Raw genomic sequence first — 26,493 nt, forward strand, 5'->3', positions numbered from 1 at the left:
CTCCCGGACGGCACCGGCCTCACGGTGCGAGAAGGGCTACCAACGGCGGCGCGGCGCCGGAGGGTTGAGCTTGGCGGCGAGCGCCGAGAGGAAGGTCGGGAGCTTGTCGACCATGGCCTTGGGGACCGGGGTGGTCTCGACGCTGCCGGTTCGCACGTCCTCGACGAGCAGCGTGTACGTGCCGTTCTCCTCGACGAGTTCGGCGGCGAAGAGCAGTGTCCTGGTGGAGGTTTCCATCGGGGTTCCTAGGCTTGGGTGTCGTTGAGCCAGGCGGTCCACGCCGCGGTGGCCCGCTGCTCGTCGGCGTCCTCGGCGAACAGGTGGTGGCCGAGCCAGATCGGCACGTTCCAGGTGCTGCCGTTGAAGAACCGGTAGAGCGCGTCCGGGCCGCGCAGGCCGACGAAGTCGGGGCTGAGCCAGTCCACGACCACCTCCTCCGGGCCGCCGTCCGCACCGGGGACGTCGAACCGCAGGCGGTCGCCGACGGCCGCGTCGGCGGCGAGGCCCAGGCGCAGCCGCAGGGCGGCGAAGTCGGCCGGGTCGGCGGTGGGTTCGGGCCGCGGGGCCCTGACGTAGACGGCGGGGCGGCCGGCGAAGTGCCGCAGGTACTCGGCGAGGCCGTGCTGGTAGAAGTCGACGTGCTTCTCGGCCGCGTCCGACTTGGCGTCCCACATCCAGGCCTCGTCGACGACGCCCGTGTGCACCCAGTGGATGCCCATCCGCAGGTGGCTCGTTCCGCCGTCGGCGGGCTCGATGTGGTAGCTGAGCGTGTTGGAGAACCCGCCGTCCTGGGTCGCCCGGACGGCGAACCGCCGCGGCGGCTCCCACGCCACGACGGTGGAGTCGCCCCGGCTGGCCTTCCCGCCGACGCGCGGCTCGACCTCCATCGGATACAGCCAGCCGAGGTTGCCGGCGCCGGTGGCGACCGCGTCCCAGACCTGTTCGGGCGTGGCGGGCAGGTCCTGTTCCCGGCGGACCTCGAACTCTCGGGCCATGGTCGGTACTCCTTCGTCGTCGTTCATGGTCAGTGGTCGTCGTTCATGGTCAGTAGGTGACCGGGAGGGCGCTCAGCCGCCGTTGCAGCGGGTTGGGCCGCCAGTCCAGCGCCGCCTCGTCGGCCAGCCGAAGCCCGGGCAGCCGGCGCACCAGCGTGCCGATCGCCACCTCGGCCTGGAGCTTGGCCAGCGGGCCGCCGAGGCAGAAGTGCGGGCCGTGGCCGAAGGTCAGGTGCCGGTTGCCGGGGCGGGTGAGGTCGAGCCGGTCGGGGTCCTCGAAGCGGTCCGGGTCGCGGTTGGCCGCGGCGAGGAACAGGTACGCCAGTTCGCCCTCGCGCAGCGTCCGTCCGCCGATCTCCAGGTCCTCCGCGACGACCCGGACGATCGCCTGGGTCACCGTGTCGTAGCGAGCGAGCTCCTCGACGGCGCCGCGGATCAGACCCGGATCCGCGCGCAGCCGGGCCAGTTGGTCCGGGTGGCGCAGCAGGGCCAGCACGCCGTTGTTGATCAGGTTGGCGGTGGTCTCGTCGCCGGCGGTGATCAGGACGAAGCAGGTGGACAGCAGTTCGGAGTCGGTGAGCCGCTCGTCCTGCGCCTGGGTGGCGACCAGGGCGCTGATCAGGTCGTCGCCCGGCTCGCGCCGGCGCTCCCGGATGAGCCCGGACAGGTACTCCTCGTACTGGTCGATCGCCGCCTCGGACTTGTCGATGTCCTCGGTGAGCCGGCCGAATCGGCGGAACCAGCCCTTGACCCGCGGCCGGTCCTCCTCCGGGATGCCGAAGAGCTCGCAGACGACGGACATCGGCAGCGGGGCGGCGACGGCCTCGATCAGGTCCATGCTCCGCCCGACCGCGACCGCCTCGTCGACGAGGCGGTCGACGATGCCCTGGACGCCGTCGCGCAGCGCTTCGACCCGGCGGGCGGTGAAGGCCCGGTTGGCCAGCTTGCGCAGCCGGCTGTGGTCCGGCGGATCGGTGTTGGTCATCACCCGGCCGAGCCGGTCGGTGAGCCGGCTCAGGGCCTTCAGGTCGCCGCCGAGCGCGCTGTAGGCCCGGGTCATCCGGTCGCGGTCGTTGGACAGCCGCAGGTCGCCCAGGGCCGCCTCGATGTCGGCGTACCGGGTGAGGTACCAGATGCCCTGGTCGCTGCGGTGGACGGGGCTCTCGCGCCGCATGCGGGCGTAGAGGGGGTACGGGTCCCGCCGGGCCTCGGGGGTGAGCAGGTCCGCGGCGAAGTCGTGGGACGGGACGGGGTCGTGGGCCGGGGCGAGGCCCGCCGCGGGGCGGGCCTCGTCCGTGGTGTCGGTCGGGTTCACTACGGGCCGCGCTACTTCCGGGTGTCCATGGCGTCGGCGAGGCTCCTGGGCCGCATGTCGGTCCAGGACTTCTCGACGTACTCCAGGCAGGCGGCGTTGGTGTCGGGGCCGTGGACGACGGTCCAGCCGTCGGGGACGTCGGCGAACTGGGGCCAGAGCGAGTGCTGGTTCTCCTCGTTGACGAGCACGAGGAAGGTGCCGTCCTGGTCGTCGAAGGGGTTGGTCATGGGTCAGTCCTCCTGGTGGGAAAGGGTGGTGGTGCCGTCGGTGTCGCCGACGGCCTCGGTGATCCTGGCGGCCAGGACCGGTCCGATCTGGGCCAGCGAGCCGGCCTGGGTCATCCGGTCGTGCCGGGTGGTGATCTCGTGGGACTCGATCCGGCCGGTGACGTAGGGGCGCCAGGTCTCGGGCCCGGCGTTGTCCTCGGCGCGGTCGATCGTGGAGTTGAACAGCAGCAGGTCCCCGTCGAAGCCGCCGGGGACGAAGTCGACCGCCAGCTTCGAGTTGTTGATCATGATCTCGACGATCACCTCGACCTGCCGCTCGGTCAGGCCGGCCAGCGCGCTGCCCCGCCGGTTCAGCACCTCGGCGACCTCGGCGTAGGTGATCTCCCGGTCGCCCAGCTCGTCCGGGTCGACGTCGAGCACGCCGACGAGCACGTCCCGCACGGTGGGCACCGGAGCCACCTCGAACCGCACCTCCTTCACCGGGTAGGCGTCGAGGATCGCCAGCAGTGCGGTCCGTTCGCCGCGCGACTGCAGCTCGCAGGCGAGCGCGTGGGCGATCAGCCCGCCGGCGGACCAGCCGAGCAGCAGGTACGGGCCCTCCGGCTGGATCTTCTGGATCTGGTCGGCGTAGTCCGCCGCCATCTCCTCGTAGGACGTCGGCAGGGGTTCGGGCCGGCCGAGGCCGCGCGCCTGGATGGCGTAGACCGGGTGCTGCGGGCCGAGGTGGTTCAGCAGTCCGCTGTACGACCAGCTGATGCCGCCGCCGGGGTGGACGCAGAACAGCGGCGTCCCGGTCCCGGTCGAGCGCAGCGGCAGCACCACGTCCAACGCGTCCTCGGGATTGTCCATGACCAGCCGCTCGGTGAGACCGGCCACGGTCGGCGCCTCGAACAGCATCCGCAGGCCCAGCTCCAGGCCGAGGGTCTCGCGGACCCGGGAGGCCAGCCGGGCGGCCAGCAGCGAGTGCCCGCCCAGGTCGAAGAAGTTGTCGTCGATGCCCACCTGCTCCCGGCCGAGGACCTCGGCGACGAGGCCGCACAGCAACTGCTCCTGCGGCGTCCGGGGGCCGCGCCCGGCGGTCGAGGACCCGTACTCGGGGGCCGGCAGGGCGGCCCGGTCGAGCTTGCCGTTGGCGGTCAGCGGCAGCGCGTCCACGGTGACGAACGCCGCCGGCACCATGTAGTCGGGCAGGTCGCGGCGCAGCCGGCCGGACAGCTCGCCCGTCTCGGGCGCCCCCTCCGGGGCGGGCACCAGGTAGGCGACCAGCCGCTTGTCCCCCGGCCGGTCCTCGCGGGCGACGACGGCCGCCTGGGCGACGCCCGGGCAGCCCGCCAGGACGGCCTCGATCTCGCCGGGCTCGATCCGCAGGCCGCGCAGCTTGACCTGGTGGTCGGCGCGGCCGGCGAAGTCCAGCGTGCCGTCGGTCCGCCAGGAGGCGAGGTCGCCGGTGCGGTACATCCGGCTGCCGGACGGCCCGTACGGATCGGCGGTGAAGCGCTCCGCCGTCAGGCCGGCCCGTCCGAGGTAGCCCCGGGCCACGCCCGTCCCCGCGAGGTACAGCTCGCCGACCATGCCGGTCGGCGCCGGGCGCAGCCGCTCGTCGAGCACGTAGGCGCGCATGTTCGCCATCGGCCGGCCGATCGGCACGGTCGCGGCGTGTTCGGGGAGGTCGTCCACCGGGTGCCGGGTGGCCAGGGTGGTGGCCTCGGTGGGCCCGTAGCCGTTGACCACCTCGATGCCGGGGCAGGCCTCCCGCACCCGGGCGACGGCGGCCGGGGAGACCACGTCGCCGCCAGTCCACACCTCGCGCACCCCGGCGAGCAGGCCCGGGCGCTCCTCGGCGACCAGGCGGAACAGTCCGGCCGTGAGCCACAGTCCGGTCACCCCGTGCGCGGTGATGGTGTGCTGGAGCAGGTCGAGGTCGAGCTGCTCCGGCGGCGCCACCACGACCCGGCCGCCGTTGAGCAGCGGCACCCACAGCTCGTAGGTGGAGAGGTCGAAGGCCGTCGGGGAGTGCATCAGCACCCGCGCGTGTCCGCCGCCCCGCCACTCGGGGGTGAGCGCGAGGCCCACCACGTCGCGGTGGGTGACGGCCACCCCCTTCGGCCGGCCGGTCGAGCCGGAGGTGTACATGATGTACGCCAACTGCTCCGGCGCACAGGGGACCTCGACGTCGGACGGATCGGCGTCCGCGGACCGCTCCAGTGCGGTGAGCACCTCCCGGGTGAGCACCAGGGCGGCCCCGCTCTCCCGCAGGATCAGGTCGACCCGGGAGGAGGGGAAGCGCGGGTCGAGCGGCACGTAGGCGCCGCCGGCCTTGATGATCGCCAGGATCGCCACGACCAGCTCCGCCGAGCGGTCCAGCATGACCGCGACCGGCGTCTCCGGCCGTACGCCCTGGCGGATCAGCGCCCGCGCCAGGCGGGCGGCCCGCTGGTCGAGCTGCGCGTAGGTCAGCTCGGTGCCGCCCGCGACGACCGCGACCGCCTCCGGGGTGGCCCGCACCTGGCGGGCGAACAGCTCCGGCACCGCGGCCTCCGGCAGCTCGGCCGCGACGCCGGTGGACCCGGCGAGCAGTCGGCGGCGTTCCTCGGCGGGCATGATGTCGATCCGGCTGATCGGCCGGTCCGGGTCGGCGACCGCCGCGCGCAGCAGCCGGGCCAGGCGCTCGAACAGCAGCTCCACGGTGGGCGCGTCGAACAGGTCGGTGGCGTACTCCACCGCGCCGACCAGGCCGTCGGGGGCGCCGTCCGGGCCGAACCGCTCGGCCAGGCTGAAGGTCAGGTCGACCCGGGAGGTGCCGGTCGGCGCCGCCAGGTGGCCGGTCTCCAGCCCCGGCAGCGCGAACTCGCCGACCGGCGCGTTCTGCAGGGCCAGCATGATCTGGAACAGCGGGTGGTGGGCCAGCGACCGCGCCGGGTTGACCACCTCGACCAGGTACTCGAACGGCACGTCCTGGTGGTCGTACGCGCCGAGCGCCTTCTGCCGGACCCGGCCGAGCAGTTCGGCGAAGGACGGGTCGCCGCCGGTGTCGGTGCGCAGCACCAGGGTGTTGACGAAGAACCCGACCAGCTCGTCCAGCGCCTGGTCGGTCCGGCCTGCGATCGGGCTGCCGACCGGGATGTCGGTGCCGGCGCCGAGCCGGGTGAGCAGGGCCGCGAGTCCGGCCTGGAGCACCATGAACATGCTGGCGCCGCGCGCGGCGGCCAGGTCCCGCAGGGCCTGGTGCAGTTCGGCGTCGAGCCGGACCGCGACCCCGTCGCCGCGCTGGGAGGCCACCGGCGGCCGCGGCCGGTCGGCGGGCAGCTGAAGTTGCTGCGGGACGCCGGCCAGCTCCTCCTTCCAGTAGGCCAGTTGCCGGGCGAACAGGCTGTCCGGGTCGGCGGCGTCGCCGAGCAGGTCGCGCTGCCAGGCGCTGTAGTCGGCGTACTGCACCGGCAGCGGGGACCACTGCGGGGCCTCGCCGCGGCAGCGGGCCGCGTAGGCCGCGGCGAGGTCACCGGAGAGCGGGCCCATCGACCAGCCGTCGGCGGCGATGTGGTGCACCACGACCAGCAGGGCGTGCCGGTCGGGGGCGAGGGCGTACAGCTCCGCCCGGACCGGCGGCTCCGCGGCCAGGTCGAAGCCGCACCCGGCCGTCTCCGCCAGGCGCCCGGCCAGGGCGCTCTCGTCGATCTCCACCACCGGCAGTGCGGGGCGCGCCTGCTCGGCGCTCAGCACGACCTGGTACGGCACGCCGTCCGTCTCACGGAACACCGTCCGCAGGCTCTCGTGCCGGGCCACCACGTCCGCGAGCGCGGCGTGCAGGGCCGGGCGGTCCAGCTCGCCGGTCAGGCTGAGCGCGAGCGGCATGTTGTAGGTGGCGCTCGGCCCGTCCATCCGGTGCAGGAACCAGAGACGGCGCTGGGCGAAGGAGAGCGGCACCCGGTCGGGGCGGGCCTGGGCGGTCAGCGCGGGCCGCGCCGCTCCGGAGCCGTCCAGGCGGGCGGCCAGCCCGGCCACGGTGGGGGTCTCGAACAGCGTCCGGACCTCCAGCTCCGCGCCGAGGGTCGCCCGGACCCGGGAGGCCAGGCGGGTCGCCAGCAGGGAGTGCCCGCCCAGGTCGAAGAAGCCGTCGTCGACGCCGACCTGTGCCAGGCCGAGCACCTCGGCGAACAGCTCGGCGAGGAGCTGCTCCTGCGGGGTGCGCGGCGCCCGTCCGACCGCGACCGGGCCGAGGTCGGGGGCGGGCAGAGCACGGCGGTCGAGCTTGCCGTTGGCCGTCAGGGGCAGCGCCTCCAGCGCCACGAACGCCGAGGGGACCAGGTAGTCGGGCAGCCGGTCCCGCAGCCAGTCGCGGAGTTCACCCAGGAGGGCGCTGGTGCCCCGGTTGCCGGTCGGGCGGTTGGTCAGCGAGGACAGCTGCGCACCCGTGGCCCGGGCCGGCCGGTACGCCTCGACCGGGGAGCCGTGGAGCGCGCGGGGGTCGGTGAAGACGACGTCCACGGCGTCCGCCGCGGTGGCCGACCAGGTGACGGCCGTCGAGCGGCCGAACTCCGAGCCGAGGGCGTGGAAGTCCTCCGGGTCGGGCAGATCGGCGTCCTCCGGGGCGTGCAGCCGGTGCAGCAGCTCGGCGAGCGAGCCGTCCCCGTTCTGCACCGCCCGGGCCAGTGCGGCCTCCCGCATCACCCGGCGGTTCGGCACCCCGGTGATCCGCAGCGCTCCGAGGGGCGACTGGGCGAGCAGCTCGCGTAGTTCGGCCGGTCCGGCGACCTGCCGGCCCCAGGCCAGTTCGACGGACCGCTCCGGGGCCGCCGGGGTGACCGGCGACTTGTGCAGCGTCACGTCGTAGCGGTAGCGGGTCAGCTCGTTGTGGTGGCGGCCGCGCTTGACCTCGACGACCGCCGTGCCGATGTCGGTGCCGTGCTCCCGCAGGGCGGTGAAGAAGTCCGGGTCGACCAGCAGCTCCTTCTCCACCCGCAGGGCCTGCTCCACCGTGCGACGCACCGACGTGAGGTCCGCACCTTCGCCGACCCGGTGGAGCTGGACGGCGGTGGCCAGCGGACGGAGCAGCCGCAGATTGCGGACGTCGCCGACGAAGAGCGCGCCGCCGGGGGCGAGCAGCCCCATCAGCTTCGCGATCACGTCGGCGAGGTAGTCGGCGGACGGGAAGTACTGCACCACCGAGTTGATCACGATGGTGTCGAACTCCCCGACGGGCAGGCCCTCGGTGTCGTGCGCCGGGCGGGTGTGCAGGACGACCCGGCCGGCCAGCTCCTCCTGGCCGGCCACCTGGGCGGCCAGCGCGTCGATCGCGGTGGCGGAGAAGTCGGTCGCGAAGTACGTCTCGCAGTGCGGTGCGACCTGCGAGAGCAGCAGACCGGTTCCGACGCCGACCTCCAGCACCCGGCGGGGGCGCAGGGCCAGGATCCGCGAGACGGTCGCGTCCCGCCATTCCCGCATCTGCTCGACCGGGATCGGGCTGGCGTCGTAACTGCTGTTCCAGCCCACGAAGTTCTGGCCGAAGCCGGCCTCCTCGGGAACGATCGGCAGGGCGTCGTAGATGTCCTGCCACTCGCCCACGTGGTCCGCTTCCAGGGCGCTGTCGCGGGCCTCCTCCTGGCGGGTAACGACGTAGCCGATGAGCCGGTCGTCCTGGGCGAGGACGGCGGCCCGGGCGACGGCGGGGTGCTCGGCCAGCACCGCCTCGACCTCGCCGGGCTCGACCCGGAAGCCGCGCACCTTCACCTGCTCGTCGGCCCGGCCGACGTACTCCAACTGCCCGTCACCGAGCCAGCGGACCAGGTCGCCGGTGCGGTACATCCGCTCCCCCGGCTCGAACGGGCAGGCCACGAACCGGCCCGCCGTCATCCCCGGGCGGTCCAGGTACCCGCGCGCCAGGCCCGCGCCCGCGACGTACAGCTCGCCGGGCACGCCGGGCGGCACCGGCCGCAGCCGGTCGTCCAGCACGTACACCCGGGCGTTGGCGATCGGCCGGCCGATCGGCGGCACGCCCGACCCCGGGGACAGCGGGTCGCTCATGGTCGCGCAGACCGTCGTCTCCGTCGGACCGTACGCGTTGATCATTCGCCGGCCCGGCGCCCAGCGCGCCACCAGCTCCGGCGGGCACGCCTCCCCCGCCACCACCAGCGTCGACACCGCCACCGAACCCTCCGGCACGGCCGCCAGGACGGACGGGGGCACGGTCACATGGGTGACCGCGAGGCCCGGGTCGGCCAGCGCCACGACCGGGTCCGCCGCCGGGGGCAGCACCAGGGCCGCACCGCACAACAGCGCGGTGTAGATCTCCGACACCGAGGCGTCGAAGCTCGGCGAGGCGAACTGGAGCACCCGGCTATCGGGGTCGATCGCGAACCGCTCGATCTGGGCCGCGACCAGGCTCGCCACACCGCCGTGGGGGACCACGACGCCCTTGGGGCGGCCGGTCGAACCCGAGGTGTAGATCACGTACGCCGGGTGCCGGACGTCGAGGGCGACCTCCGGGTCGGTCTCCGGCCCGTCGCCCCCGGCCACCATGGCGGGGTCGTCGACCAGCAGCGCCGGGCGGGCGTCCGCCAGCATGAAGTCGATCCGCGCCCGCGGGTACGCCGGATCCACCGGCAGGTACGCCGCCCCGGCCTTCAGGACGCCCAGGACGGCGACCACGGCTTCCACCGAGCGCGGCAGGGCCACCGCCACCAGCTGCTCAGGCCCCACCCCCTGGGCGATCAGCGCGTGAGCGAACCTGTTGGCCCGGGCGTTCAATTGACGGTACGTCAGCTCGATGTCGCCCCGGACGAGGGCGACCGCGTCCGGCGTCGCCGACACCTGCGCCGCGAACGCCTCCGGCACCGGTACGGCGGCCACCTCACGGGCGGTCGCGTTGCCCCGCTCCAGCAGCCGGTGCCGCTCCTCGCCGTCGAGGAGGTCGACCGCGCCGATCGACCGGTCCGGGTCGGCGGTGACGGCCTCCAGCAGGAGCGTCCAGCGCCGTACCAGGGCCTCGACCGTCGAGCGGTCGAACAGGTCGGTGGCGTACTCCGCCGCGCCGACGATCCCGGCCGGGCTCCCGTCCGGACCGAACTGCTCGACGAGGCTCACCCCGAGGTCGAACTTGGCCGTTCCGGTGGCCACCGCGTAGGTGGCCACCTCCAGGCCCGGCAGCGAGAACCGGCCCATCGGGGCGTTCTGCACGGCCAGGATGGTCTGGAACAGCGGGTGGTGCGACAGCGACCGGGACGGGTTCAGCACCTCCACCAGGTGCTCGAACGGCACGTCCTGGTGGGCGTACGCCGACAGCGCCGCCTCCCGCACCCGCCCGAGCAGTTCGGTGAAGCTCGGATCACCACTGGTGTCCGTCCGCAGCACCAGCGTGTTCACGAAGAACCCGACCAGCTCGTCCAGCGCCTCGTCGGTACGACCCGCGATCGGCGAACCGATCGGGATGTCCGTACCCGCGCCGAGCCGCGTGTACAGCGCCGCCAGCGCCGCCTGCAGCACCATGAACAGGCTGGTGCCGGTGGTCCGCGCCAACTCGGTCAGCGCGGCGTGCAGTTCGGGGCTCAGCTCCAGGCCGACGTGGTCCCCGTGCCAGCCGGCGACGGCCGGCCGCGGCCGGTCGGCGGGCAGCTGGAGCAGCTCCGGCAGGTCGGACAGCTGGCGCTTCCAGTAGTCGAGCTGCTCGGCGAACCGGCTCTGCGGGTCGGCGGCGTCGCCGAGCAGGTCGCGCTGCCAGAGCGTGTAGTCGGCGTACTGCACCGGCAGCTCCGACCAGCCCGGCGCGCGGCCCGCGCTCCGGGCGGCGTACGCCTCGGCGAGGTCGCGGGCCAGCGGGCCGGTGGACCAGCCGTCACCGGCGATGTGGTGCATCACCAGCAACAGCACGTGCTCGTCCGGCGCGACCGCGAACAGCTCCGCCCGCAGCGGCGGCTCCGCCGCCAGGTCGAAGGGCCGCCGGGCGAACTCGGCGAGCCGGCCGTGCAGTTCGTCCTGCGGGACCTCGGTCAGCCCGGCCCGGGGCCGGGCCTCGGCCGGGTCCAGGACCCGCTGGCACGGGACGCCGTCCACCTCCGGGAACACCGTCCGCAGGCTCTCGTGCCGGGCCGCCACGTCGGCCAGCGCCTCGTCCAGCGCCGCCCGGTCGAGCGTCCCGGTCAGCTGGAGGGCCAGCGGGATGTGGTACGTCGCGGCCGCGCCGTCCATGCGGTGCAGGAACCAGAGCCGGCGCTGGGCGAAGGACAGCGGTACGGCCTCCGGCCGCTCCCGTACGGCCAGCGTCGGGCGTGCACTGCCTGCCTCGGCCAGCGCCCCGGCCAGGCCCGCCACCGTGGACGTCTGGAACAGCGTGCGCAGCCCCAGCTCCACGCCGAGCACCGAGCGCACCCTGGCGGCCAGCCGGGTGGCGAGCAGGGAGTGCCCGCCGAGGTCGAAGAAGTCCTCGTCGACCCCGACCTGGGGCCGGCCCAGCACCTCGGCGAACAGCTCGCAGAGGATCTGCTCCTGCGGGGTGCGCGGCGCCCGGCCCGCCGCCGTGGGCACGGACTCGGGCGCGGGCAGCGCCGCCCGGTCCAGCTTCCCGTTCGGCGTCAGCGGCAGCGCCTCCAGCAGCACGAACGCGGACGGGACCAGGTAGTCCGGCAGGCGCTCGCGCAGGTGCGCCGCCAGCTCCGCCGGACGGGCGGAAACGCCGGGCCTCGGAACCACGTAGCCGACGAGGCGCTCCTCCCGGGCCAGGACCGCCGACTGCGCGACGGCGGGGTGCCCGGCCAGGGCCGCCTCGATCTCGCCGAGTTCGATCCGGAAGCCGCGCACCTTCACCTGGTCGTCGGCGCGGCCGACGTACTCCAACTCCCCGTCGGCGCGCCGAAGCACCAGGTCTCCGGTGCGGTACATCCGCTCCCCCGGCTCGAACGGGCAGGCCACGAACCGCCCGGCCGTCAGGCCCGACCGGTCCAGGTAGCCCCGGGCCAGACCCGCACCGGCGACGTACAACTCCCCCTGCACACCCGGCGGCACCAGGCGCAGCCGGGAGTCCAGCACGTAGACCCGGAAGCCCGCGACCGCACGGCCGATCGGCGGCGCACCCGCTCCCGGCACCAGCGGGTCGCTCATCGTCGCGCAGACCGTGGTCTCCGTCGGGCCGTACGCGTTGATCATCCGACGGCCAGGCGCCCAGCGCGCCACCAGCTCCGGCGGGCACGCCTCCCCCGCCACCACCAGGGTGCCGGCCGTGACCTCGGCGCCGTCCACGGCCGCCAGGGCCGAGGGCGGCAGGGTCACATGGGTGACGCCGAGCCGGCGGTCCGTCAGCGACTCCAGCGGCGCGTCAGCCGAGGCCAGGACGAGGGCGGCGCCGCTGAGCAGGGCGCTGCAGACGTCCCAGAACGACGCGTCGAAGCTGGGCGAGGCGAACTGCAGCACCCGGCTGCCCGGCCCGACGCCGAGGCGCTCGACCTGCGCCGCCGCCAGGCCCGCCACACCGCCGTGGCTGACCACGACGCCCTTGGGGCGGCCGGTCGAGCCCGAGGTGTAGATCACGTAGGCCGGGTGCCGGACGTCGAGAACGACCTCCGGGTCGGTCTCCGGCCCGTCGCCCTCGGCCACCATCGCGGGGTCGTCGACCACCAGCACCGGACGGGCGTCCGCCAGCATGAAGTCGATCCGCGCCCGCGGGTACGCCGGGTCCACCGGCAGGTACGCCGCTCCGGCCTTCAGCACGCCGAGGACCGCCACCACCGACTCCACCGAGCGCGGCAGCGCCACCGCCACCAGCTGCTCCGGGCCCACCCCCCGCGCGATCAGCGCGTGAGCGAACCGGTTCGCCCGGGCGTCCAGCTCCCGGTACGTCAGCTCGGCCTCGCCGCAGACCAGCGCGACCGCGTCCGGCGCCGCCGCCACCCGCGCCGCGAACAGCTCCGGCAGGCTCGCCCCGGCCGCCCCGCCGTCGACAGCGGGCAGCAGCTCGTGCCGCTCCTCGGCCGACAGCAGGTCGATCCCGCCGATCGGCTGCTCGGGTGCGGCGGCCACCGCGGTCAGCAGCCTGGTCCAGCGGGCGACCAGGGCCTCGACCGTTGAGCGGTCGAACAGGTCGGTGCTGTACTCGACCGCACCGCTGAGCCCGGCCGGCGCGCCGTCGGGCCCGTGCTCCTCCGCGAACCCGAAGGTCAGGTCGAGCCGCGCTGTCCCGGTGAGGACGTTCACCCCGGAGACCCGGACGCCCGGCAGCTCGAAGTCGCCGCCCGGCGCGTTCTGCACGACCAGCCCGGTCTGGTACAGCGGGTGGTGGGAGAGCGAGCGGGACGGGTTCAGCGCCTCCACCAGGTGCTCGAACGGCACGTCCTGGTGCGCGTACGCCGACAGCGCCGTCTCCCGGACCCGGCCGAGCAGTTCGGTGAAGCTCGGATCGCCGCTGGTGTCCGTCCGCAGCACCAGGGTGTTGATGAAGAACCCGACCAGCTCGTCGAGCGCCTCGTCGGTCCGGCCCGCGATCGGCGAGCCGATCGGGATGTCCGTGCCCGCGCCCAGCCGCGTGTACAGCGCCGCCAGCGCGGCCTGCAGCACCATGAACAGGGTCGCGCCCGAGCGTCGCGCCAACTCCACGAGTGCCGCGTGCAGTTCGGCGTCGAGCCGGACCTCCAGCAGGTCGCCGCCGTACGACATGGCGGCCGGGCGCGGCCGGTCCGCGGGCAGCGGGAGCTGCTCGGGCAGCCCGGCCAGCGCCTCCTTCCAGTAGGCGACCTGGCGGGCGAACAGGCTGTCGGCGTCGTGCTCGTCGCCGAGGATCTCGTGCTGCCACAGGGTGTAGTCGCCGTACGTGACCGGCAGCGGCGGCCAGTCCGGCGCCCCGCCGCCCTGGCGGGTGGTGTAGGCGGTGGCCAGGTCACGGGCCAGCGGGCCCATGGACCAGCCGTCCCCGACGATGTGGTGCATCACCAGCAGCAGCACGTGCTCGTCCGGCGCGACCGCGAACAGCTCGGCCCGCAGCGGCACTTCCGAGGTCAGGTCGAAGCCGCGCACCGCGGCCTCGCGCAGCAGCGCGGGCACCTCCGCCTCGCCGGCCGCTCGGACGGTCAGCGGGACGGCGGCCTCGGTGCTGTCCAGCACCCGCTGGAACGGGATTCCGGCGGTCTGCGGGAACACCGTGCGCAGGGTCTCGTGCCGGGCCACCACGTCGGCGAGCGCGGCGCTCAGCGCGGCCCGGTCGAGGCGTCCGGACAGCCGCAGGGCCAGCGGCATGTGGTACGTGGCGCTGGGCGCCCCGAACTGCTGGAGGAACCAGAGCCGGCGCTGGGCGAAGGACAGCGGCAGCGGTTCCTCCCGGCGCGGCCGGGGCACCAGGGCCTGCCGCGCGGTGCCGGCGTCGTGCAGCCCGGCGGCCAGCCCGGCGGGTGTCGGGGTCCGGAACAGGCTGCGCAGCTCCAGCTCGACCCCGAGGGTCGCCCGGACCCGGGATACCAGCCGGGTGGCGAGCAGCGAGTGCCCGCCCAGCGCGAAGAAGTCCTCGTCGACCCCGACCCGGGCGAGGCCCAGCACCTCGGCGAACAGCTCGCACAGGATCTGCTCCTGCGGCGTGCGCGGCGCCCGGCCCGTCTCCCTGGCCGTGGCCTCGGGCGCGGGCAGCGCCGCCCGGTCCAGCTTTCCGTTCGGCGTCAGCGGCAGCGCGTCGAGCAGCATGAACGCGGACGGCACCAGGTAGTCCGGCACCCGGCCGCGCAGGTACGCCGTCAGCGCCGCCGCGGTCGCCCCGCTCCCGGCCGCCGGGACGACGTACGCGACGATCCGGTCCTCCCGGGCGAGCACCGCGACCTGGGCGACGCCCGGGTGGGCGGTCAGCTCGGCCTCGATCTCGCCGGGTTCGACCCGGAAGCCGCGGACCTTCACCTGGTGGTCGACCCGGCCGGCGAACTCGAGCTCCCCGTCGGCCCGCCAGCGGACCAGGTCGCCGGTGCGGTACATCCGGCTGCCCGCCGGACCGTACGGGTCGGCGACGAAGCGTCCGGCGGTGAGCCCGGGCCGGTTCAGATAGCCCCGGGCCAGGCCCGCCCCGGCCAGGTACAGCTCGCCCAGCACCCCGGGGGCGACCGGACGCAGGGCCGAATCCAGCACGTAGACGCGGCAGTTGGCGATCGGACGGCCGATCGGCACCGGCAGCGGGCAGTCCGCCGGGTCGGCCGGCAGCGGGTAGGCGGTGATCACATGGGTCTCGGCGGGGCCGTAGTGGTTGTGCAGCACCCGGCCGGGCCGACGGCCCTGGAAGCGGCGCACCGCACCGCTCAGGCGCATCGCCTCACCGGCCTGGGCGACCAGCCGCAGGTGCGGCAGCTCCAGCCCGGCCTCCTCGGCGGCCTCGGCGAGCGCCTCGACCACCAGGTTGGGCGCGAACAGCTCCTCGACCTCGTGCCGGTCCAGCCAGTGGGCGAACAGCTCGGCGCTGCGGCGCTGCTCCTCCGTCGGCACCACCAGGGTCTTGCCGTACAGCAGGGCGGAGAGCACCTCCTGCACCGAGACGTCGAAGCTGATCGCGGTGAACTGCGCGGTGCGCGTGCCGGGTTCGCCACCGACGGCCTCGTGGTGCCACTCCAGCAGGTTCAGCAGCCCGGCGGCGGGCATCACCACGGCCTTGGGCCGGCCGGTGGAGCCCGAGGTGTAGATGACGTAGGCCGGGTGCCGTGCGTCCACGGTGACGACGGGGTCGGTCTCCGGGTGGTCCCCGTCCGGTGTGACGGCCGCGAGGTCGTCGAGCACGACGGCCGGCCGGGTGTCCTCCAGCATGTACGCGATGCGGGCGGCCGGGTAGTCCGGGTCGACCGGCAGGTACGCCGCGCCCGTCTTGAGCACGGCGAGGACGGCGACCACCAGCTCGGCCGAGCGCGGCAGCCGCAGGGCGACGGTCCGCTCCGGCCCGACGCCCCGCGCGATCAGCGCGTGGGCCAGCCGGTTGGCCCGGGCGTTCAGCTCGCCGTAGGTCAGCACGGTGGACTCGAACACCACGGCCGGGGCCTCCGGGGTCGCCCGGACCCGCGCCTCGAACAGCGCGGGCAGGCTCTCGACGGGCACCGGGCGGGCGGTGTCGTTGCGGGCGACCAGCAGCTCGTGCCGCTCCTCGGCGGTGATGACGTCGATCCGGCTCAGCGGCCGGTCCGGCTCGGCGACCACCGCCGCCAGCAGCCGCAGCCACCGGGCGAGCAGCGTCTCCACCGTGGCGTGGTCGAACAGGTCGGTGCTGTACTCGACCCGCCCGGCGATGCCCTCGGCCGGCCCGCCGGTGCCACCGTGCTCCAGCAGGTGGAAGCCGAGGTCGAACATCGCGGTAGGCGTGCGCACCAGGAGGATCTCGGAGTCCAGACCGTCCAGCGCGAACTCGGTGCGGGGCACGTTCTGCAGCGCGAGCAGCACCTGGAACAGCGGCTGCCGGGCGAGCGACCGGGCCGGGTTGAGGGCCTCGACGACGTGCTCGAACGGCAGGTCCTGGTGGGCGTACGCGCCGAGCGCGCCCTCCCGGACCCGGCCGAGCAGCTCGGCGAAGGTCGGGTCACCGCTGGTGTCGGTGCGCAGCACCAGGGTGTTGACGAAGAAGCCGACGAGGTCGTCCAGCGCCTGGTCGGTCCGGCCGGCGATCAGGCTGCCGACCGGGATGTCGTCGCCCGCGCCGAGCTTGTCCAGCAGCGAGGCCAGGGCGGCCTGCAGCACCATGTAGACGCTGGCGCCGTGCTCCCGGCCCAGCCGGACCAGTCCGGCGTGCAGTTCGGCGTCCAGTTCGACGTCGAGGTGTCCGCCGGCGTACGAGGGGGTCGCGGGGCGGTGGCGGTCGGCGGGGAGCCGGAGCTGCTCCGGCAGGCCGGCCAGTGTCCGCGTCCAGTGGTCCGCCTGGCGGGCGAACAGGCTGTCCGGGTCCGCCGCGTCGCCGAGCAGGTCGCGCTGCCAGAGCGTGTAGTCGGCGTACTGCACGGGCAGCGGCGCCCACCGCGGCTCCTCGCCCCGGCGGCGGGCGGCGTACGCGGTGGCCAGGTCGGCCGCCAGCGGGCCCAGCGACCAGCCGTCACCGGCGATGTGGTGCATCACCAGGAGCAGCACGTGCTCCTCCGCCGAGAGCTCGAACACCTCGGCGCGCAGCGGCGGTTCGGCCGCGAGGTCGAATCCGCGCGCCGCTGCCGCCGCCAGCCGTTCCGGCAGGGCCGGTTCGTCGACCGGGGTGACCGACAGCGTCGGGCGTGCCGCTCCGGCGGGCAGCACCTGCTGGTGCGGAACCCCGTCCACGGCCGGGAAGACGGTGCGCAGGGTCTCGTGCCGGGCACTGACGTCGCCCAGCGCCGCCTCCAGGGCCGCCAGGTCCAGCGGTCCCGAGAGCCGCCACGCGAGCGGCATGTTGTAGACGGAGTCGGCGCCCTCCAGCTGGCGCAGGAACCACAGCCTCCGCTGGGCGGACGACAGCGGCACCAGCGCGGGCCGCTCCGCCCGTTCCAGGGCGAGCCGGGCCCGGCCGGCCCCGCCGAGCCCGGCGGCCAGCCCGGCCACCGTCGGCGTCTCGAAGAGGGCACGCAGCTCCAGTTCCACCCCGAGGGCGGCCCGCGCCCGGGCGACCAGCCGGGTGGCGAGCAGGGAGTGCCCGCCGAGGTCGAAGAAGTCGTCGTCGGCCCCGACCTCGGCCACGCCCAGCATCTCGGCGAACAGCTCCGCGAGGACCTGCTCCTGCGGGGTGCGCGGGGCCCTTCCGGTCCCCGACGCGGTGTGGACGGGTGCGGGCAGCGCGCGCCGGTCCAGCTTGCCGGTGGCGGTCAGCGGCAGGCTCCCCAGGGGCACGAAGGCGGTCGGGACCATGTACTCCGGCAGTCGCTCGCGCAGGTGCGCCCGCAGCTCCTCCGGCCGGAGTTCCGCCCCGGTGACGGCCACCGGGTAGGCGACCAGCCGCGCGTCCCCGGCCCGGTCCTCCCGGACGGTCACGGCGACCTGGGCGACCTGCGGGTGCTCCGCCAACGCCGCCTCGACCTCGCCGAGTTCGATCCGGAAGCCGCGCACCTTCACCTGGTCGTCGGTCCGCCCGAGGAACTCCATGTTCCGGTCGGCGCCCCAGCGGACCAGGTCGCCGGTGCGGTACATGCGCGTGCCGCTCGGACCGAACGGGTCCGCCACGAAGCGTCCGGCGGTGAGGCCCGGCCGGTTCAGGTAGCCACGGGCCAGGCCCGCCCCGGCGAGGTACAGCTCGCCCGCCACGCCGGCGGGCACCGGGCGCAGCGTGCTGTCGAGGACGTACAGCCGGAGGCCCCCGAGCGGCCGGCCGATCACCGGGCGCGGACTCGATCCCAGCGGTGCGACGACGGCGTCCACCGTGCATTCGGACGGCCCGTAGTAGTTCAGGCAGGACACGCCCTCGACGGCCCGCAGCCGCTCCCACAGTCGGTCCGGAACGGCCTCCCCGCCCATCGAGACCACCGAGGGACGGCGCTCCGGGTCGTCCAGGAGCCCCCGGGCGACGAGCTCGTGCAGGTAGGACGGGGTGGCGTTGACGTAGTCCAGCCCGGCGCGCCTGACGTAGTCGACGAAGGCGTCCGGGTCGGACCAGGTCGCCTCGTCCAGGACGTGCAGTTCGTGGCCCGCGTACAGGCTGGACAGCTGGTCGCAGGAGGCGTCGAACGACACCGAGGTGGTCAGCCCGATGCGCAGCCGCTCCTTCGTCCCCCGGGGGAACAGCAGCGGACGCTGGCTGACGAAGAGGTTGAGCAGGCCGCCGTGGGTCGACAACACGCCCTTGGGCCTGCCGGTGGAACCGGAGGTGTAGATCACGTAGGCCGGGTGCCCCGGGTCGATGGCGACCAGCGGGTCCGTCGCCGGGCAGTCGGCCACCAGGGCGGCCGTCGCCGGGTCGTCGAGCACCAGCCACCCGGCCGGACCGGCCTCCGGCAGCCCGTCCCGGGTCCGGGCGTCGGTCACCACCAGGACCGGGCCTGCGTCGTCCAGCATGTGCCCTATCCGCGCGGCCGGGTACTCGGGATCGACCGGCACGTAGGCCGCCCCGGTCCGCAGCACGGCGAGGATCGCCACGACCAGTTCGGCCGACCTCGGCAGGGCGACCGCCACCAGGCGCTCCGGCCTCGCGCCCCGCGCGATCAGGGCGTGCGCCAGCCGGTTCGCCCGCGCGTCCAGCTCCTCGTACGTCAGCGAGACGTCCCCGCTCACCAGCGCCACCTGGTCCGGCGTCGCCCGCACCTGCGCCCGGAACAGCTCCGGCACGCTCGCGGCCGGGAGCTCCACCTCCGGTCCGGTGCCCAGGGCCGCCAGGTCGCCGTGCTCCTCGGCGGAGAGCAGGCCGTACCGGCTGAGCCGCCGCCGCGGGTCGGCGACCACGGCGCGGAGCAGCCGCTCCAGACGCCCGAACATGGTCTCGACGGTGGCCGGGTCGTAGAGGTCGCCGGCGTACTCGACGAGCCCGTCGATCCCCTCCGGGGAACCGTCCGGCGCCTGCCGCTCGGACAGGGTGAAGATCAGGTCGAGCTTGGCGGTGGTCGTCGTCAACGGCATGTCGTCGACGTGCAGCCCGGGCGGCGCGAAGTCGGCCCGGGGCGCGTTCTGCAGCACCAGCATGACCTGGAACAGCGGGTGGTGCGCCAGCGAGCGCACCGGGTTGAGGGCCTCGACCAGGTGCTCGAACGGCAGGTCCTGGTGGGCGTACCCGGCCAGCGAGGTGTCCCGGACCCGGTCCAGCAGTTCGGCGAAGGTCGGATCGCCCGAGGTGTCGGTGCGGAAGACCAGGGTGTTGACGAAGTAGCCGACCAGCTCGTCCAGCGCCTGGTCGGTCCGGCCCGCGACCGGGCTGCCGACCGGGATGTCCTCGCCCGCGCCGAGCTTGCCCAACAGCGCCGCCAGGCCGGCCTGGAGGACCATGAAGAGACTGGTGCCGTGCTCGCGGGCGAGCGCGCGCAGCGCACGGTGCAGTTCGGCGTCCAGTCCGGCGTGCACGAAGCCGCCCCGGTGCGAGGCGACGGCAGGGCGGGGCCGGTCGGCGGGCAGCTGGATCCGCTCCGGGAGGCCGGCCAACTGCCCTGTCCAGTAGGCCGCCTGGCGGGCGAACGGACTGTCCGGGTCGGTGGAGTCGCCGAGCAGCTCGTGCTGCCACAGGGTGTAGTCGGCGTACTGGACCGGCAGGCCCTCCCACCGCGGTGCCTCGCCGCGGCGGCGCGCCGCGTAGGCGGCGGTCAGGTCCTGCGTGAGCGGGCCCAGCGACCAGCCGTCACCCGCGATGTGGTGGAGCACCAGCTGGAACACGTGCTCGTCCGGCGCCAGTTCGAACAGCTCGACCCGCAGCGGCGCGTCGGCCGCCAGGTCGAACGGCCGGTCCTTCGCCGCCGCCATCAGGGTGGGCAGCCCGGCCTCCGTGGCTCGGCTCACGAGCAGCCGCGGGCGGGCCGCCACGACGTCCAGCACCCGCTGGTGCGGGACGCCGTCGACGGCCGGGAAGACGGTCCGCAGGCTCTCGTGCCGTCCGACCACGTCCGCGAGGGCGGCCTCCAGGGCCCGCCGGTCCAGCTCCCCGGACAGCCGCCAGGCCAGCGCGATGTGGTAGTTCGCGCCGGCGCCCTCCAGCTGGTGCAGGAACCAGAGCCGCCGCTGCGCGAAGGACAGCGGGACCGCCTCGGGGCGCTCGCGCCGCACCAGGGCGGTCTGCGCCGGTCCGGCCGCCACCAGGGCGGCGGCCAGGCCGGCCGGGGTCGGCGCCTCGAACAGGGTGCGCAGCGGCATCTCCACGCCGAGCGTCGCGCGGATCCGGGCGGCCAGACGGGTGGCGAGCAGGGAGTGCCCGCCCAGGTCGAAGAAGCCGTCCTCGACGCCGGCCGACGCCACGCCCAGGACCTCGGCGAACAGCTCGCAGAGCACCTGCTCCTGCGGGGTGCGCGGGGCACGGCCGGTGGTGGCCGGGGCGAGGTCGGGGGCGGGCAGGGCCCGGTGGTCCAGCTTGCCGTTGGCGGTCAGCGGCAGCGCGTCCAGCACGACGAACGCCGAGGGCACCATGTGCTCCGGCAGCCGCTCGGAGAGGTGCTCGCGCAGCTCGGCCGGGCGCGGTTCGGCGCCCGGGGCCGGCACCAGGTAGGCGACCAGCCGGGTGTCGTCGGCGCGGTCCTGCCGGGCGAGGACGGCGACCTGGCCGACGCCGGGGTGCGCGGCCAGCGCCGCCTCGATCTCGCCGAGCTCGATCCGGAAGCCGCGCACCTTCACCTGCTGGTCGGCCCGGCCGACGTAGCTCAGGCCGCCGTCGGCCGCGCGGCGCACCACGTCGCCGCTGCGGTACATCCGGCTGCCCGCCGGTCCGAACGGGTCCGCCACGAACCGTCCGGCGGTGAGGCCGGGCCGGTTCAGGTAGCCGCGCGCCAGGCCGGGGCCCGCGACGTACAGCTCGCCGGGCACGCCCGGGGCCACCGGCCGCAGGCCGTCGTCGAGCACGTACGTCCGCAGGTCCGGGAGGGCCGCGCCGATCCCGCCGGCGCCGGTGCCGGACCGGTCGAGCGCGGCGTGGGTGACGTGCACGGTGGTCTCGGTGATGCCGTACATGTTGACCAGCCGCGGCGCGTCCTCCGGGTGCCGCTCGTACCAGCTCGCCAGCCGGGCGTGCTCCAGTGCCTCGCCGCCGAACACCACGGTGCGCAGGGCGAGTTCACGCGGCTGCTCGGCGTCCGCCTGCATCAGCTGGTAGAAGGCGGACGGCGTCTGGTTGAGGACGGTCACCCGCTCGCGGGCGAGGAGTTCCAGGAACCGGCCGGGCGAGCGGCTGGTCTCGTGGTCCACGACCACGAGGCGGCCGCCGTGCAGCAGCGGGCCCCACAGCTCCCAGACGGAGAAGTCGAAGGCGTAGGAGTGGAAGAGCGTCCAGACGTCCTCGGCGGTGAAGCCGAACAGCTCCTCCGTCGTCCGGAACAGGCGCACCACGTTGCGGTGCGGGACCACGACGCCCTTGGGGTTGCCGGTGGAGCCGGAGGTGTGGATGACGTAGGCGGCGTGGCCGGGGTCGACGGCGACCCCCGGGTCGGTGTCCGGCCGCCCGTCCAGGTCGGCGGAGTCCAGCAGCAGCCGGTCCAGGTGGTCCGCCCCCGGCAGCTCGCCGACACCACTCGTGGTGACGAGCAGCGCGGGCCGGGTGTCCTGGAGCAGGTAGGAGATCCGGGCCGCCGGATACGTCGGGTCCACCGGCACGTAGGCGCCGCCGGCCTTGAGCACCGCGAGGACGGCCACGACCAGGTCCGCCGAGCGCGGCAGGGCCAGGGCCACCAGCTGCTCCGGGCACACGCCCCGCTCGATCAGCGCGTGCGCGAGCCGGTTGGCGCGGGCGTTCAACTCGCCGTAGGAGAAGGTTGCTTCACCGTCCGTGAGGGCGACGGCGGCCGGGTAGGTCCGGACCTGCCGCTCGAAGAGCGCGGTCAGGCTGCCTTCCGGCGCGGCCTCCTCGGTACGGGCCGGGAGCAGCGCGCGGAGCTCTTCGGCGGACAGCACGTCCACCCGGCCGATCCGTCGGCCCGGGTCGGCGACGACGGCGCGCAGCAGCCGCAGCCACCGGTCGACGATGCCGGCCGCGGTGGCCTCGTCGAACAGGTCGGTGCTGTACTCCAGGACGCCCGAGAGGCCCTCGGGCTGTTCGGCCAGGACGAAGGTCAGGTCGCACTTGGCCGTCCCGGTGTGCACCAGGTCGGTCGTCACCCGCAGTCCGGGCAGGTCGACGGTGTCGAGCGGCGCGTTCTGCAGGGCGAGCATGGTCTGGAACAGCGGGTGGTGCGCCAGGGTCCGGGTCGGGTTCAGCGCCTCCACCAGGTGCTCGAACGGCAGGTCCTGGTGGGCGTACGCGGCCAGCGCGTCGGAGCGCACCCGGCCCAGCAGTTCGGTGAAGGACGGGTCTCCGGAGAGGTCGGTGCGCAGCACCAGGGTGTTGACGAAGAAGCCGACCAGGTCGTCCAGGGCCTCGTCGGTGCGGCCGGCGATCGGGGTGCCGATCGGGACGTCGCTTCCGGCGCCGAGCTTGCCGAGCAGGGCGGCCAGCCCGGCCTGGAGCACCATGAACAGGCTGGCGCCGCCGTCGCGGGCGAGGTCGCGCAGGCCCTGGTGCAGCTCGGCGTCGATCCGCACCGGCAGGTGGGCGCCCCGGTAGGACATCACCGCCGGACGGGGCCGGTCGAAGGGCAGCTCCACCTGCTCGGGCAGGTCCGCCAACCGCTCCCGCCAGTAGGCGAGCTGGCCGCTGAGCAGGCTGTCCGGGTCGGCGCCGTCGCCGAGCAGCTCCCGCTGCCAGAGGGCGTAGTCGGCGTACTGGACGGGCAGTGGCGACCACTGCGGCTTCGTGCCCCCGGTACGGGCCGCGTAGGCGGTCCGCAGGTCCCGCAGGAGCGGCCCCGCCGACCAGCCGTCACCGGCGATGTGGTGCACCACCAGCAGCAGCACGTGCTCCTCGGTGCCGAGCCGGAAGAGCTCGGCGCGCAGCGGCGGCTCCTCGGCGAGCTCGAAGCCGTACCGCGCCGCCTCTCCCAGCAGGTCCGGCAGCTCGCGCCCGCCGGCCTCGGTCACCCGCAGCCGCGGCCGGGCCTCGTCGGCCTCCAGGACCCGCTGGCACGGCACGCCGTCGACCACCGGGAAGACGGTGCGCAGGCTCTCGTGCCGCTCGACCAGGTCCGCCAGGGCGGCGTCCAGGGCCCGCTGGTCGAGGGTTCCGCCGAGCCGCAGCGCCAGCGGGATGTTGTACGTGGCGCTCGGGCCCTCCATGCGGTGCAGGAACCACAGCCGGCGCTGCGCGAAGGACAGCGGGACGGCCGCGGGCCGCTCGCGCCGCCCGAGCGCCGGGCGGGCCCGGCCCGCGACGTCCACCGCCGCGGCCAGTCCCGCCACCGTCGGGGCGTCGAACAGGTCGCGCAGCCCCAGCTCCACGCCCAGCACGGACCGGGCCCGGGCGACCAGCCGGGTGGCCAGCAGGGAGTGCCCGCCGAGGTCGAAGAAGTCGTCGTCGGCGCCGGCCTCCGGTACGCCGAGCACCTCGGCGAACAGCCCGGCGAGCAGCTGCTCGGTCGCGGTGCGCGGGGCCCGGCCCCGGTCCGCGGGCTGCCGGTCGGGCGCGGGGAGGGCCCGCCGGTCGAGCTTGCCGTTCGGCGTCAGGGGCAGGGCGTCCAGCAGCACGAAGGCCGAGGGCACCATGTGCTTGGGCAGCCGCTCCCGGAGGTGTTCGCGCAGGGCGGTGTCGGTGACCGTGGCGCCGGGCTCGGCGACGGCGTAGGCGACCAGCCGGGGCTCGTCCTCGGTGCGCACCACGGCGGCGGCCCCGGCGACCAGCGGGTGCTCGGCGAGGACGGCCTCGACCTCGCCGAGCTCCACCCGGAAGCCGCGGACCTTGACCTGGTCGTCGGTGCGCCCGAGGAACTCCAGCTGCCCCTCGGCGTTCCAGCGCACCAGGTCGCCGGTGCGGTACATGCGCGAGCCGGCCGGACCGTACGGATCGGCGACGAACCGCCCGGCGGTGAGGCCCGGCCGGTTCAGGTAGCCGCGGGCCAGGCCGGGCCCGGCGATGTACAGCTCGCCGGGCGTGCCGGCCGGCAGCGGCCGCAGGGCGCCGTCGAGCACGTGGAGCCGGACGTTGGTGGCGGGCCGGCCGATGACCGGGAGCGGGCTCGACCCCACGGAGGCGACCACCGGGTTGACGGTGCACTCGGACGGTCCGTAGAGGTTGAGGCAGGACACCCCGTCCGCCGCCCGCAGGTCCGCCCACAGCCGCTCCGGGACGGCCTCGCCGCCGGCCGCGACCAGCGCCGGGCGCCGGTTCCCGTCGGCCAGGAGCCCGTGGGCGACCAGGACCTGGAGGTAGGACGGGGTGGCCTCGACGTAGTCCAGCCCGTGGCGTGCCGCGTAGCCGACGAAGGCGTCGGGATCGGTCCAGGTCTCGTGGTCCAGGACGTGCAGCTCGTGGCCCGCGAACAGGGCGAGCAGCTGGTTCCACGAGGCGTCGAAGGACACCGACGTGGTCAGGGCCACCCGCCGCCGCGGCCGGTCACCCGTCACCGGCGGGAGGTGGACCTGCCGGAGGTCGGTGAGCAGGTTGAGCAGGCCGCCGTGGGTCGGCGCCACGCCCTTGGGCCGGCCGGTGGAGCCGGAGGTGTGGATGACGTACGCCGGGTGGCCCGGGTCGACGGCCGCCATCGGGTCGGCCGGCGACTGGTCGTTCACCAGGTCGGCCGTCGCCGGGTCGTCGAGGACCAGCCGGTCGACGGAGCCCTCCCCCGGCAGCCGCCCCGCGCTGCGGGTGTCGGTCACCACCAGGGCCGGGCGGGCGTCGTCGAGCAGGTGGGCGATCCGGGCGGCGGGGTACTCGGGATCGACCGGGACGTAGGCCGCCCCGGTCTTCAGCACCGCGAGGATCGCCACGACCAGTTCGGCCGACCTCGGCAGCGCCACCGCCACTAACCGCTCCGGCCCGGCGCCCCGGGCGATCAGGGCGTGCGCCAGACGGTTCGCCCGCGCGTCCAGCTCCGCGTAGGTCAGCGACGCTTCCGGCCCCACCACCGCGACGGCGTCCGGCGTGGCCCGCGCGTGCTTGCGGAACAGCTCCGGCAGGGTCTCGGCCGGGAGTTCCGCCGTCGGCCCGGTACCGAGGGCGGCCACCTCGCGGTGCTCCTCGGCGGTGAGCAGATCGATCCGGCTCAGCGGCTCGCCCGGGTCGCAGTCCGCGACGGCGTCGAGCAGGGCGATCAGCCGCCGCTGGTGGGCGGCGAGGTCGTCCGCGCCGTACGCCTCGGGCGAGCCGTGCAGCCTGAGCAGCGGCGGGTTGCCGTCCCGGTAGTCGAACACCCAGACGGCCAGGTCGCTGGTCGACCCCGACACGAAGTGGTGCACGGAGGCGGGGTGCCCGGCGAAGGTCGGCCGGGAGTTGAACGCCATGATGTTGACGATCAGCGGGAACGCCGTCCCGATGCTGCCGGGGGCCCCGAGGTCCCGCAGCAGGTCCTCGCTCCGGTACCGCTCGTGCGCGACGGCCGCCTCGACCTCCCGCGCCGCCTGGGCGACGAGGTCGCCCCACGGCATGTCCGGTCGTACGGTCAGCCGCAGGGGCACCACGTTGGACATCGTGCCGGGCACCGCCGTCAGGTCGCGGTCGGCGGACCGGCGGGCCGTGACGGGGAGGGCGAGCACCACGTCCCGCGTTCCGGTCAGCCGGTGCGCGTAGAGCGCCGCCGCCGCGACCACCAGGCGGGACCAGCGGACGCCGGTCCTCGCCGCCGCGGCGCGCAGCGCGTCCGGGCGCCGCAGTTCCCGCTCCTCGGCCAGCCGGAGCGCGCGGTCCGGGTCGGTCGGGGCCGTGCGGGTCAGCCGGGTCGGTTCCGGCCGGTCGGCGAATCGTTCCGTCCAGTAGTCGCGGTCGGCGGTGAAGTCCGCCGACGCGCGGTAGGCGGCGTCGCTGTCGACCAGGTCCCGCAGCGGGCCGAACGGGGACGGCGGCACCGGGCAGCCGTCGGCCAGCGCCGAGTACACCTCGCCGACCCGCCCGCGGACCATGGAGCTGCTGATCGCGTCCAGCACCACGTGGTGGTAGTTCAGGTACCAGAGGTACTCGGTCGGCGACAGCCTGACCAGCGCGTGCCCGAACAGCGGGTCGCGCGCGAGGTCCAGCGGGCGCAGCAGGTCCCGCTCCATCCACTCCAGGGCCGCCGCACGGGGCTCGGGCTCCTCGCTGAGGTCCAGGTGGGCCGGTGCCCAGTCCCAGGTCTCGCGGAGGACCTGGCGCGGGCCCTCGCCGTCGTCGACGAAGGTCACGTGCAGGGCGTCGACCTCGTCGACCACCCGGCGCAGCGCCGTCTCGAACAGCCCGGCGTCGACCGGCCCGTGGATCTCCAGGCACTCGCCGACGCGGTAGCCGGGGATCGGTGTCCGGGAGCGCTGTTCGGCGAGCCAGATCTCGCGCTGGGCCCCGGTCAGGGGAAGGACGTCGCCGTCGCGACGGGACATGGGAAGACCTCCGGAAGAG

The 26,493-nt window shown here is 74.9% G+C and carries 5 protein-coding genes; all 5 read right to left on the reverse strand.

Annotation, left to right across the window (positions count from 1 at the left end; genetic code table 11):
• Window positions 1-36: 36 nt before the first annotated feature.
• Genes ACFRQN_RS12750 through ACFRQN_RS12770 form a run of 5 tightly spaced genes read right to left on the reverse strand, consistent with a single transcriptional unit; the run spans window position 37 to window position 26,474 of the window.
• Window positions 37-237, reverse strand: coding sequence for a hypothetical protein (locus tag ACFRQN_RS12750; protein WP_049649157.1), 201 nt, complete (start codon window positions 235-237; stop codon window positions 37-39).
• Between the two features lie 8 nt (window positions 238-245).
• On the reverse strand, window positions 246-995 hold the full coding sequence (locus tag ACFRQN_RS12755) for an SRPBCC domain-containing protein (RefSeq protein WP_380740180.1): 750 nt from the start codon (window positions 993-995) through the stop codon (window positions 246-248).
• Between the two features lie 49 nt (window positions 996-1,044).
• Window positions 1,045-2,310: a cytochrome P450 gene (locus ACFRQN_RS12760; RefSeq protein WP_380740182.1), complete on the reverse strand. Its 1,266-nt coding sequence runs from the start codon at window positions 2,308-2,310 to the stop codon at window positions 1,045-1,047.
• 11 nt (window positions 2,311-2,321) lie between these two features.
• The gene (locus ACFRQN_RS12765) at window positions 2,322-2,537 is read right to left on the reverse strand and encodes an MbtH family protein (protein WP_074005862.1); all 216 of its coding nucleotides are present in this window, start codon (window positions 2,535-2,537) and stop codon (window positions 2,322-2,324) included.
• 3 nt (window positions 2,538-2,540) lie between these two features.
• Entirely contained in the window at window positions 2,541-26,474 is a 23,934-nt protein-coding gene (locus ACFRQN_RS12770) for a non-ribosomal peptide synthase/polyketide synthase (protein WP_380740185.1), read from the reverse strand.
• Between the last annotated feature and the right edge of the window lie 19 nt (window positions 26,475-26,493).

It is taken from the genome of Kitasatospora sp. NPDC056800, from assembly GCF_042789775.1.
Lineage (GTDB): Bacteria > Actinomycetota > Actinomycetes > Streptomycetales > Streptomycetaceae > Kitasatospora.